This is a genomic window from Microcoleus sp. AR_TQ3_B6 (assembly GCF_036702785.1).
Taxonomy (GTDB): domain Bacteria; phylum Cyanobacteriota; class Cyanobacteriia; order Cyanobacteriales; family Microcoleaceae; genus Microcoleus.
Genome location: NZ_JAUBVJ010000053.1, coordinates 43,950 through 56,100, shown reverse-complemented (window position 1 = coordinate 56,100; position 12,151 = coordinate 43,950). Strand labels below are relative to the sequence as shown.

Sequence of the window (12,151 nt, the reverse complement as noted above, 5' to 3'; positions counted from 1 at the left end):
GCCCGTCCAAAAAGGACGGGCGGGACGCCCATCCCACTTTCAAGAGTGGAAGTTATTTAATTCTCATTCCTAAACTGTATCTCACTCGACCTCTCTAGATTAGCTATATATTCACCTATAGGCCATCAAACATTTTTTGACTCTAAGCTGTATCTCACCCCTAATTCGGACGATCGCCCGTAACACCCCTGACAAGCGAATTTCAAAGGTGGTACAAGCCCCCCGGATTTATCCGTGGAATCAATCCCAAATCTCAAATCTCAAATCCTCAAGCCCCCGCATTTATCCGTGGGGTCAATCTAAAATCTCAAATCGAAAATCTCAAATCGATTGACCGATCGCGCTACAATTATGGATCGGGATAAAAACGGCTGATTACGAAAGTAGAGGAGTAGGTGCTATGGCTACAAGTCGTCGCATTGAGCGTGTAGCTTCAATGGTTAAACGGGAAGTCAGCCTGATGTTGCTGAATGGAATCAAGGACGACCGGGTAGGTGCCGGTATGGTTAGCGTTACCGATGTAATTGTTTCGGGAGACCTTCAGCATACAAAAATTTTTGTCAGCATCTACGGTACTGATGAGGCAAAGGCAGAGACTATGGAGGGTTTGAAATCTGCAACTAGCTACGTCCGCAGCCAGTTGGGCCAACGATTGCAACTGCGTCGGACGCCGGAAGTGATTTTTCTCGAAGACCATTCTTTGGAACGGGGCGATAAAATGCTGATACTGCTGAATCAGCTTTCGGCCGATCGCAAACCGGATCTTCTAGATGCGGAGGAAGAATTTGCTGACGATGAAATTGACGAAACAGATGAGGATTAGTGTCTCAAGCCAGTCAACAGTCAACAGTCATTAGTTAACAGTCATTAGTTAACAGTCATTAGTCATCAGTCATTAGTCAACAGTCATTAGTCATTAGTTAACAGTCAACACTCAACAATTACCAAGACGATGAAATTGACGAAGCAGATGAGGATTAGTGTCTGAAGCCAGTTAACAGTCAACACTCAACACTCAACAGTTAACAGTCAACAATTACCAATTACCCATGATTGACAATCTTTCCTTACCAGAACTGGTGGCCCAGATGTTTGTGGTGCGCGCTTCAGGCTACTTGTTCGACCACCAAATTCGGTATCCCGAATGGGAACCAACTGCTAGCAAACTCCGCTATTATCTGGAAAAGTTAGGCGTCGGCGGTGTGATTTTGGTGGGGGGAAGTGCTGCGGAGTTGGCGGTTCGATCGCACCAATTGCAGTCTTGGGCTAAGTTTCCGCTGCTGCTGGCGGCTGATATTGAGGAAGGTGTCGGCCAGCGGTTCGCGGGGGCGACTTGGTTCGGGCCGCCGATGGCAATTGCCCAAGTGGCGCAGCATGATTTAGAAGCGGCCGATCGATATGCTGAACAAATGGGCGCTGTCACTGCGATCGAAGCTAGGGCGATCGGTCTCAATTGGATTCTGGCACCAGTGGTTGATGTTAACAACAATCCCGACAATCCTGTGATTAATGTGCGCGCTTTTGGCGAGACACCGTTCATAGTCGGGAAATTAGCCGCTGCTTTTATTCGCGGCGCAGCCCTACACCCGGTTTTGACTACAGCTAAGCATTTTCCCGGCCACGGAGACACGGCGGTTGATTCTCACTTGGAATTGCCGGTTTTGCCGCATTCGCCAGCGAGATTGGCAAAGGTTGAGTTGCCTCCTTTTGTTGAGGCAATCGCCGCCCGGGCCGATGCTGTGATGAGTGCTCACTTGCTGATTCCGGCTTGGGATGCCGAGTTTCCTGCTACTCTTTCTCGCAAAATTTTGATCGGGAAGCTGCGACAAGAGTTGGGATTTGAAGGTTTGATCGTGACTGATGCTTTGGTGATGGGGGCGATCGCCAATAAGTACGGCCCTAATGAAGCTGCTGTTTTGGCGGCCCAGGCTGGTGCTGATGTTTTGCTGATGCCGCTTGACCCGGAAGGGGCGATTCTCGCTGTCTGCGAAGCTGTCACTCAAGGGCGGCTCTCCATAGCACAAATCAAGGAATCTGTCAAGCGAATTTGGTCGGCTAAAGCTAAAGTCGGTTTGCCGATTTCTGACCCCCCCCAACCCCCCCAAGCTTCGGGGGCGAGCAGGAATCTAGAATCGATAGACTTAAGTTTGCTGGCAAATCCACAGGCAAGGTCAACTGCTGCTGATATTTTGCGAGATTCTTTGAAATTTGGAGGTTCTCTGCCTTTAATGGCGAAAAAGCCCCCAGAAAACCAGCTTTTGCGGAATTTGATTATTGTAGATGATGTTTTGGGGTGCGAGTTTTTGGGCAAGCACACTCCGGCGATTGCCCTTCCCGAACAGTTTGGTTACGAATTGCAACTGATTGACGATCGCACAGGGGCGATCGCTGATAATACAGGTGCAGAGAATTTTTCTCCGACACTGCTGCAAATTTTCATTCGCGGCAATTGCTTCCGAGGCAGTGCAGGTTTGACCCAAGCAGCTCAAGATTGGTTTAAGAAATTATTAAACACGGGAGAACTGCAAGCTTTGTTAATTTACGGCAGTCCCTACGTTTTAGAGCAATTTTTGCCACACTTGCCTCCGAGTATTCCTTATGTATTTTGTTTTGGGCAGATGCCGGCCGCGCAATCTCTAGCGATAGAATTGCTATTCGGCATGGACGCAACGGGCAATGCTTGAGCTGGCGGACTCCTGAATCCTTTCTCTGCTGCTGCGTCAGGACTTAAATTTATCAACCCGGTTTCTCGCAAGAAACTTTGCCTTTGGGAGGGAAGCATCCAGAAACCGAAAATCGGGCTCTGGTGCCTAAGTCCTGAAGTGATACCAGTTTCAAAAAAGAATGCAACTGTAGGCCCATGCTGCAAACCCATATCCAGTCAGTCATTCCCAATTCTCAAATCTAAAATCCTTCGACGGGCGCGCGACTCGACGGCTGTGTGCTCGCGCTCGCCGAAGGTCTCACGCCGAAGTCGAAAATCTAAAATGCTATGAGCTTTGCAACAGATTTGTCTGTTAGCCGGGAAAATGGGTCGCGTCTCTCAATCTTTAGACGGAGCCGCTCCCTTACTCATCATTGCTAGAATTTTTAACTTAAGCGTAATGAATTGTATACCTATATACTGAAAAAATTTAACTTACATATTCGGAAATTTGGATTATATTATTAAACAGGTCATAATTTTTTTTTTACTAAAACCTTGAGGGCGCATTATGATTCAGTCAACTATCAAAATCCAATACTCTTTAGATGTCATCCAAGATGAAGCCCGCCACCTCGTGCACGAGGGCGTGCTGAGCCGGCAACAGCCTATCTACACGCTCTGCCAATTCATTCCGCCCCGGGAATGGGCTTGCGTGGAGTGCGAGTTAGAAAAATGCGACTTCTTGCTGCGCGATCGTATCGCCGACCTGATCGGTTCTGAAAAATGGGACAACGATTAAATTTTGGTTTTCTTAAATAAATTTGCCAGTCAGTTTCCAAGTAAATTCCCGCTGTGTTAAAGACTCTTGATTCTTTAATCCTGGGAATTTTCGGATCGCAAGTTTTCCAACTCGACCCTCAGCGCTGCAATGTGTGCAGTTAATTCTTGAATCTCTAGCTTTACGTCAGGTTGTACAACCGAGTCGGGAGGGTGGTCAGTGGCTGCATCGGATTGCTTGGGCGAGACGGATTCGCTGTCTGCATTCTCCCGATTACCCGGTTGGGAGAAAATAGTATCTACAAAATTTCGGGCTTCTCGATCGGTCATTTCTCCTTTTTCCAGCAGCTCCGATGCTAGCTGACCCAAATCCGACTTCAGTTTGTGAAGATTTTCTTCTCGCTTTAGCGGATCTTGCAATGTCTCAATTAAAAAGGAAGTTGCACCTAAAGTTAGGTGAAATCCTGTTTGCAGCATTTGAGGCAGGTTGTCGGGATTCATCTAAAAATGCCGCTAGAAGTTTTTCTAAGTTTTTGGTTCGCCAGTTGCTCCCCTGTCGGCGCGTCAGGCCGCTTGGGAGCGGGAAGATGCCCAGTTGTGGGTCGCGCTCGCGCGCCCGCCAGGAACGATCGACCTTTGAGAGAATACTTTTTTTTGGGCGAATACTAATTTTATCATTACTTCGTAAATAGAAATAGATAAAAGTCAACTGTAAATTTTTGTAACTATAAATAGAAACCTCCCCACTCGAAAAGTCAGTCGATTTTAGATTTTAGATTGAATAGGAATTACGCACTGCCACCCTGAGAAACCGGTTTTTTTACCGAGACTTGGCTGCTGCAACGAAATATTGCTGTCAAAAAACCGGGTTTCGGGGCACCAGTGCGTCTAGAAATAATGTTGAATCCGGTTAGGGATACAGCGCCTCGCCTGTGGATGGGTCAAATATAAATAGTCGATCGAAGTCAAGCTTTACCCTCAGCCGATCGCCCGATCGCCAGCGAACACTCGCAGGTACTTGCACCTGTACAGTAGTTTCAGCGCTCGATAAAGGCAAACTCGCCCGGATTAAAGTTTCTCGCCCCAGAGGTTCCACTACTTTTACCTCTAAATCGAGAGGGACTTTTTCTAATGCCCAAACATCGGCCTTCAAATCATCATCTTCTGCTGTTTGTGGCCTAAAGATTTCTATATTTTCTGGACGGATGCCCAATTCTAATCCTTGTCCTTCTCTCGGCTGCAATTTTTTATGAATCGAGGGAGGACAGGCTAAATGTTGATTTCCCACTTGAAAAGATTCGTTAGTATAAATTGCCGGTAAAATGTTCATGGCGGGATTGCCTAAAAATGTGGCAACCATGCGGTTAGCTGGTTTCGCATAAATGCTTTGCGGGTCTCCAATTTGTTGAATTTTTCCCTTATTTAAGACTACAATCTTATCAGCTAAAGTCATCGCTTCCACTTGGTCGTGGGTGACGTAAACTGTGGTAATTCCCAGCCGTTGATGCAGTTGTTTTAGTTCGGCTCTGGTGTCGTCTCGCAGTTGAGCATCGAGGTTAGAAAGCGGTTCATCTAAAAGGAATACTTTCGGTTCGCGGGCGATCGCCCTTCCCAGTGCTACCCGCTGCTGCTGTCCGCCTGATAGCTGTTTGGGCTTACGCTTGAGGAGGTGGTCGATCGAGAGCGATCGGGCTACTGTTTCAACTCGTTCTTGAATTTTAGTCTGGTCAACATTCCGCATCCGCAATCCAAAAGCCAGATTTTCCGCGACAGTCATGTGCGGGTAAAGCGCGTAATTTTGAAACACCATGGCAACGTCCCGCTGTCTCGCCGGAATGTTGTTAACTAAATTATCTCCAATGTAAAGATTACCGGAAGTTGCTGTTTCTAAACCTGCAATTGTCCGCATAATTGTCGATTTTCCGCAGCCGGAGGGCCCGACTAATACCCAAAATTCCCCGTCCGGGATTTTGAAGCTGATGTTTTCGATCGCGGTGACGTTTTGGTAGCGTCGGGTAATATTTTCTAAGCGAACATTTGCCATTTTGTGACTGTAATTAGTAATTGATAATTAGTGATTTTTACCTTCAGTCTTCAGCCTTCAGAAAACTGTTCCAATTCTAAAAATGTGCGGTCTAATTCTTCAACTATAGGCGTTAACTCAGCTTGGCGGAATGCTTCTACTAAAGAACGATAATACCAGAGAGAACCGTCTTTGCCACCTTTGAAGCGTTCCCAAACACAGTCGCCCAATTGACGGTAATCTTTCACGATCGATCGAACATTATAAAGTTTATCAGCAGCCGAGACTAATCTCACAGAGCCAGAAGCTGTAGAAATGCGATCGATATAAGCTTGTTTTCGCTGTCGCCAAGGGGGTTTCGGCGTCTCGTCACTGTCGGTACAGCCGTCTACAATCGCTGTGACGGTATCGCCTGCATCGGCGGCGGATGGCTTCGGGGGTGGTGGCGCCGCCTCGATCTTCGATCGCCCGAGTGAAGCAAAGCGGAGATCGCCTCATCTTCATTTGCCCCCTATTCTAAAGCTATACTAGCAGTCCCCAACAAATGGGCAATGTAGGGAACCCCGGAACCTTTGCGGACTTGGGTAGCGTGCAATTGGGCGCCATAGGTGAGGGCTTCAGAAAAACGGTTTGAGAGAATCATGAAAGTCACCTTTCTGAATTGCTATGATATATAAATTGTCTGGCTAACTTGAAAAAACCCAATCTACCAAGTTCAATAAGCTCGTAAAGATGCGACCGAGAGCGATCGTGTGTAAACTTAAAATCATCAAATACAAATAGAGGTTGTGCTTGTGACAGTTACTACAATTTCACCCAAAAATACCGACAAAAAATTAGAGCCAGAATCACAGCCAAAATTAGAAGTTATAGCAGAAATACACCCCGAACCTGAGCAAGGAAAAGTCATACCTCTTGAAGAGTTTTTAGTCAAGCCTGCTGATAGAATGGAATGGGTTGACGGCAACTTAGTGGAGAAAACAGGAATGACATTCAAGCATGGTCTCGCTCAAGTTAATCTAGCTACTTCCTGGAAAACTTACAAAAATTCCAGCGGACAGAGAGGAGAAGTTGTTACAGAAGTCCTTTGCCGCACTAGCAAGCAAGGTCGCCGTCCCGATGTTGCTTACATTACTCCTGAACTGCTTCCAGAATCAGGCAATTTTACAGCATTTTCCCAAAGTTTTCCTTTGATAGCGGAAGTTGCTTCCCCCGAAGATAGCGGCGAAGAGTTATTTGCGAAAGCTCAGGAATATTTGGAATCGGGATGTTTAGAAGTTTGGTTGCTATTTCCTGAAGCGAGATTAATATTTGTGAATGCAGGGCAACGTTGGCTGTTGTTTAATGCGGATGAAGTTGTTAACACTCAAACTGTACTTGCAGGCTTTAGCGTAGCCGTCAGTGAACTGTTGGCTTGAGGAATTTGTTAAACTAATTTATTAAAACCATAAAAATTAAATAAAAAAATAAATTTCAGGGTTAACTTTCTAGGTTAAGAGTTGGTTGAATGAGAAGGTGGGAGGGTTTAAGATAGCTCAAACTACAGGTAACGAAAGAAGTATTGATACAGTCGATCGCGCTCGATATAGCCATCCTAAATCATTTGTCAATTTCTTACTCCCTCCCCGCGGTTTCGGGGAGGGTTGGGGTGGGATAAAAAAAATACGACTCCTGCAATGATTGCTATATATAAATTTCCGCTTTTGCCAATCAACGTCAAAGACATTTTTATGGATTTGAATGAGGCGGCAACTCGGGTTCATGATAATGGACAGGTAATCAAGTTTTCTTCGTCTGTTACCCGTTTGATTTTGTCGAGTTATGGCCTTTACTCAGGAACCAAAGCAGCGGTATAGTTGTTAACAGGGGTGTTTGCAAAAGAAGTCGGAGCGCGGGGCATCACAGTTAAAAATTTTTCTCCACAACCTACAAATACTGACTTGTTTCTAGAGGGTAAAGTGGTTTAATACCGTACCCACTATAATTAAGGTATCTCTAAGGGTGCTATCTATCCATGCCCGAGCCCGATGTATTTATTACGTTTGGCGTCACTCAAGAAGAAAAAAATTTACTAAATAAATATTGCCAGCCAGAAGTGAGAAATCAAACCTGTTGTGCTAAGAGCTCGGATTAGGGAACTGACGCGTAGACTTTAACAAACTGACCCTTTATGGTCAGCAGATTCCTCCCAGGACTAGAAGCCCTGGGCTTTCTATCCGATTTTCTACAAGCGGTAGTCTTCGAGGGGAATGGGGTGTAGAGATTTTTGGTGGAATGCGATCGCCTTTAAATTTGAGCCAGAACGATCGCCCGATTGACTAAAAAAAAACACTCCGCTAACAGCTCGCCCGCCGATGGCAGTCTCCGGGCCACTCCACCAACCAAGGGAACATCAACCAACTCAGCAATTGTTGCACTTCCGCGAACAAGAGAAAACCACTCGCAACTTGCTAATGCGACTGCTTGTTGGAGGTACGACATTAATTGTTAGCGTCGGTGTGTAGCCAGGAATTTAAGCGCCTTGAAAGCTCTACCGAGGTTGATTGAACATCAAGCTAGCAATTCCTCAAGTCTATTTTCCATACAAGCCACTAGCATTTCTATGTCAAGCTCATCCCTGAATCTATCTAAACCTAAGTACAAACTTTCCCTGCGATCGCTCTTGATTGTCCCGTTTGTACTACAAATCTTCGTAGCAGTGGGACTAACGGGATATATTTCCCTCCGGAATGGACAGAAGGCAGTCAATGATGTTGCCAGTCACTTACGTCAAGAAATGAGCGATCGCCTCAACCTGCAAGTTCTAAACTATTTGGAAAAACCTTATATTGCCGGACAAGTGATCGTAGCTGCGGCCCAAGAGGGTCAGCTTGATTTAACAGATTTCACCAAACTGGAACGAACGTTGTGGCGGTTAGTCAGCCAAAATACCCTCGAAGACGTGCAAATTGGTTTTGAGGACGGCATGAATATTGCCCTTGATACAACAATCAATGACGGCATCGTTTCTCGCCTCAGTGACAAAGCGCGTCTACCTCAACGCCAATTCTACAAACTTGATAATCGAGGTCAACGGGTGGCACTGCTCAAAACTCAGGCAGACTTTGACCCCCGGATTCGACCCTGGTATCAAGTTGTACAGAAAGCCGGAAAACCAGCATGGACATCTGTACCCTACGTTAGCAGTTCGTATCAATCGGCTACCATGGCTCTATCCCAGCCGATTTACAAAAGCGATGGAACGTTACTAGGGGTGCAAAAAAGCACCTTTCGGCTGGACAAGATTCATCGTTTTCTGAGCGAGTTGAAGGTGGGTCAAACCGGACAAACGTTTATCGTCGATCGATCGGGCAATCTGATTGCTAGTTCAACGATCGGCCAGCCTTACATTATGGATCTTAAAAATGAGGAGTTGCAACAAATTCCTGCCGTCAAGTCTGAAAGTTCTGTAATTCGTGGGACAGCGCAAGCCATCGTCGATCGATTTGGCAACTTCAACGCTATTGCACAGAATCAACAGCTTGATTTTATGCTGGCAAACCAACGGCAGTTCGTGCAGGTTTCCGCCATTCGAGACGGACGAGGTATCGATTGGTTCAGCGTCGTTGTGGTGCCTGAATCAGATTTCATGGAACAAATCAATGCCAATACTCGCACCACAATTTTGCTGTGTCTAGGGGCTTTGGCAGTGACGACTATACTGGGTCTTTTTACTTCGCGTTGGATTACCAAACCGATTTTGCAGCTACAAAAAGCCAGTCAGGCGATTAGTTCCGGACAGTTGGATCAAACACTTCAGGTGCAAGGCATTAGTGAATTAGAATCGCTGGCAGATTCCTTTAACCAGATGGCAGCGCAACTCAAAACCTCCTTCATCGAACTCGAAAGCCGTGTTGAGGAACGCACGGCCGAACTGCAAGAAGCAAAACTTGTAGCCGATGGCGCAAACCAGGCAAAGAGTGAATTTCTTGCCAACATGAGCCACGAACTCCGCACTCCCCTCAACGGTATTTTGGGCTACGCTCAAATCCTCAACCGCAGCAGCGCATTGCCAGCGAAGGAACGTCATGGGGTAGAAATCATTCACCAGTGTGGTTATCATTTGCTGACGCTGATTAACGATGTGTTGGACTTGTCTAAAATTGAAGCCGGTAAATTAGAACTCACACCTCAAGCGATTCACTTTCCCTCATTCCTCCAAGGTGTCGCTGAAATCTGCCGCATTCGTGCCGACCAAAAAAACATTGACTTCGTTTACAATCCCGATCCACATTTGCCTGAAGGGATTTTTGCCGATGAAAAACGGCTGCGTCAGGTGTTACTCAACTTGGTGGGAAATGCGATTAAATTCACCGACAAAGGTTCTGTCACGCTCAAGGTTGCCCTAGTTGAGAATCATCCCAATCCGTCCACTCGCTCTTTCAAATTTCAAGTTGAGGATACGGGTGTAGGAATTGCGCCAGATGATTTGGATAAAATTTTCCAGGCTTTTGAACAAGTGGGCGATCGCCAGCGCCAAGCTGAGGGCACCGGTTTAGGACTGGCGATCAGCCAAAGGATTGTCCAACTCATGAACGGACAAATCCAAGTTAACAGCCAGCCCGGAGTCGGGAGTGAGTTCTTTTTTGAGGTGGAACTGGCGATCGCCACCGATTGGGTGCAGCAAAACTCCTTCACAACAGGAAAACAAATTATTGGTTACGAAGGACAACGACGCAGCATACTTGTGATAGACGATCGTTGGGAAAACCGAGCCGTTCTCGTCAACTTGTTAGAGCCACTAGGATTCCAAGTTAGTGATGCCGAAAATGGACAAGCAGGATTGGAAAAAATACGCCAGTCTCAACCTGACTTAGTGATTACAGACTTGGCAATGCCAGTCATGGACGGCTTTGAACTGCTCAAACAAGTTCGCAGTGCAAAGGATTTGCAACACCTGAAGATCGTGGTCTCTTCTGCATCCGTGGCACAAGCCTATCGAGAGATGAGTTTAGATGCAGGGGGAAATGATTTCCTGGCAAAGCCAGTGGAAGTCAGTGAATTATTTAACCTCTTAGCCACTCATTTGGAATTGGAATGGAAATATGAAATGATAGGCTCAAACGACTCTGAACCATCCACTCCAACGACTGGATTAGAGGACCCAGAAGGGATGATGATTCCTGACTATGTAGAGTTAAAAACCTTACTAGAATTGGCACAGCAAGGCAACTTAAAACGGCTCCGCTCGCACACAGAGCATCTTGCTCACTCTAACCCTCGCTACGCTAATTTTGCCTCACAAATTCTTCAGTTAGCCAAGCAATTTAAAGCCGAAGAGATTGAAGAGTTGCTACAACAACACCTCACAGAGAAGAAAGCCGATGTCTAGTCCTGAATTAATTCTGGTGGTGGATGATACCCCTGCGAATTTAGAAGTGGTTTGTGAAACCTTAAGTGATGCAGGGTACGAAGTAGCAACCGCAATCAACGGCGATCGCGCTCTTAAGAGAGTCCAAGCTTATCCTCCCGATCTGATCTTGCTCGATGTTCAAATGCCAGGAATTGACGGCTTTGAAACCTGCAAACGTCTGAAGGCAGAGCCGAAAACAGCCAGTATTCCAATCATTTTTATGACCGCTCTCTCCGATGCTCAGAGTAAGGAGAAAGGATTTGACTTGGGTGCTGTGGACTACATCACCAAACCCTTTCAAGAAAAGGAGATGCTAGCACGGGTGAAAACTCATTTGCAGCTACGACAGTTAACTAAAAATCTCGAACAGCGTGTAGCTGAGCAAACGGCTGATTTAGAAGCAGCACTTACACAACTGCAACTGTCTCAGCTTCATTTAGTCCACAGGGAAAAAATGTCGGCTTTGGGCAATTTAGTGGCGGGTGTCGCCCACGAGATTAATAATCCGCTTGGCTTTATTGCTGCCAATCTGAAACCAGCTCAAAACTATATTAAAGACCTCTTTCAAGTGATAGCTCTCTACCAAAAAGAACTCGCAGATCCAAGTGCCACGCTACAGGAATTCCTGGAGGAAGTAGACTTGGATTTTTTACAAGAGGATTTACCTAAGTTAATCGATTCGATGCAAAAAGGAGTCGCTCGCATTAACACAATCAGCACCAGTTTAAGAACTTTCTCGCGTTCGGATTGCGATCGCCCCATTCCTTGCAATATCCACGACGGCATTGACAGCACGATCTTGATTCTCAAGCATCGCCTCAAAGCCAACGAATATCGCCCAGAAATTCAAGTCATCACAGACTATGGCGATCTGCCACAGGTAGAATGCTTTGCCGGACAGTTGAATCAGGTATTTATGAATCTGCTGGCAAATGCGATCGATGCCCTTGAGGAATCAAATACTGGACGCAGTTTTGCTCAGATCAAAGCCAAACCCAACCAGATTACTGTCAAAACCCAATTGTCCCAATCTCAGGCAGTGATCCGAATTCACGATAATGGGATTGGCATGACGGATGCCGTGAAACAAAAAATCTTTAAGCATCTGTTTACCACCAAAGGCGTGGGGCAAGGAACAGGGCTCGGATTGGCGATCGCTCGTCAAATCGTAGTCCAGAAACACTCTGGAACTCTAGAAGTTAACTCAACTTTGGGTGAAGGTACAGAGTTTGTGATTTCAATTCCGGTAAAGGCGATCGCTGTAAAAGATATTCAGGCAAAGATCTGCGTTGATGCAATATAACAAATCGTT

The 12,151-nt window shown here is 46.2% G+C and carries 9 protein-coding genes and 1 pseudogene; 6 read left to right on the top strand and 4 right to left on the bottom strand.

Going from position 1 to position 12,151, the window contains the following annotated elements; translation table 11 throughout:
• The first annotated feature begins 400 nt into the window (after positions 1 to 400).
• The 3 genes from rbfA (at position 401) to QUB56_RS23110 (ending at position 3,446) form a co-directional block, all read left to right on the top strand.
• On the top strand, positions 401 to 823 hold the full coding sequence (gene rbfA, locus QUB56_RS23120) for a 30S ribosome-binding factor RbfA (RefSeq protein WP_332958425.1): 423 nt from the start codon (positions 401 to 403) through the stop codon (positions 821 to 823).
• Between the two features lie 226 nt (positions 824 to 1,049).
• The gene (locus QUB56_RS23115) at positions 1,050 to 2,684 is read left to right on the top strand and encodes a glycoside hydrolase family 3 N-terminal domain-containing protein (protein WP_332958424.1); all 1,635 of its coding nucleotides are present in this window, start codon (positions 1,050 to 1,052) and stop codon (positions 2,682 to 2,684) included.
• 531 nt (positions 2,685 to 3,215) lie between these two features.
• Positions 3,216 to 3,446: a DUF4327 family protein gene (locus tag QUB56_RS23110; RefSeq protein WP_332958422.1), complete on the top strand. Its 231-nt coding sequence runs from the start codon at positions 3,216 to 3,218 to the stop codon at positions 3,444 to 3,446.
• Between the two features lie 74 nt (positions 3,447 to 3,520).
• On the opposite strand, the gene QUB56_RS23105 is transcribed toward QUB56_RS23110, so the two are convergent.
• From QUB56_RS23105 to QUB56_RS23095, 3 genes and pseudogenes are all read right to left on the bottom strand, one after another.
• A complete protein-coding gene (locus tag QUB56_RS23105) occupies positions 3,521 to 3,925 on the bottom strand; it encodes a hypothetical protein (protein WP_332958420.1) in 405 nt (134 codons plus the stop codon).
• A gap of 409 nt (positions 3,926 to 4,334) precedes the next feature.
• Positions 4,335 to 5,468 carry an ABC transporter ATP-binding protein gene (locus QUB56_RS23100; RefSeq protein ID WP_332958419.1) on the bottom strand — a complete coding sequence of 378 codons (1,134 nt, stop codon included), beginning with the start codon at positions 5,466 to 5,468 and terminating at the stop codon, positions 4,335 to 4,337.
• 50 nt (positions 5,469 to 5,518) lie between these two features.
• Positions 5,519 to 6,090 (bottom strand): annotated as a pseudogene (locus tag QUB56_RS23095) (HD domain-containing protein).
• Positions 6,091 to 6,241: 151 nt separating this feature from the next.
• Between QUB56_RS23095 and QUB56_RS23090 the strand changes: the two are divergent.
• On the top strand, positions 6,242 to 6,865 hold the full coding sequence (locus QUB56_RS23090) for a Uma2 family endonuclease (protein WP_332958418.1): 624 nt from the start codon (positions 6,242 to 6,244) through the stop codon (positions 6,863 to 6,865).
• 868 nt (positions 6,866 to 7,733) lie between these two features.
• Here QUB56_RS23090 and QUB56_RS23085 read toward each other — a convergent pair.
• Positions 7,734 to 7,928 carry a hypothetical protein gene (locus tag QUB56_RS23085; protein ID WP_332958416.1) on the bottom strand — a complete coding sequence of 65 codons (195 nt, stop codon included), beginning with the start codon at positions 7,926 to 7,928 and terminating at the stop codon, positions 7,734 to 7,736.
• Positions 7,929 to 8,049: 121 nt separating this feature from the next.
• Between QUB56_RS23085 and QUB56_RS23080 the strand changes: the two genes are divergently transcribed.
• Positions 8,050 to 10,818 (top strand): ATP-binding protein, encoded by a 2,769-nt coding sequence (locus tag QUB56_RS23080; protein ID WP_332958415.1) that lies wholly within the window; start codon positions 8,050 to 8,052, stop codon positions 10,816 to 10,818.
• Complete coding sequence (locus tag QUB56_RS23075; RefSeq protein WP_332958414.1) at positions 10,811 to 12,142, top strand: response regulator; 1,332 nt, start codon at positions 10,811 to 10,813, stop codon at positions 12,140 to 12,142. Before QUB56_RS23080 ends, QUB56_RS23075 begins: the two co-directional genes overlap by 8 nt.
• The last annotated feature ends 9 nt before the right edge of the window (positions 12,143 to 12,151 follow it).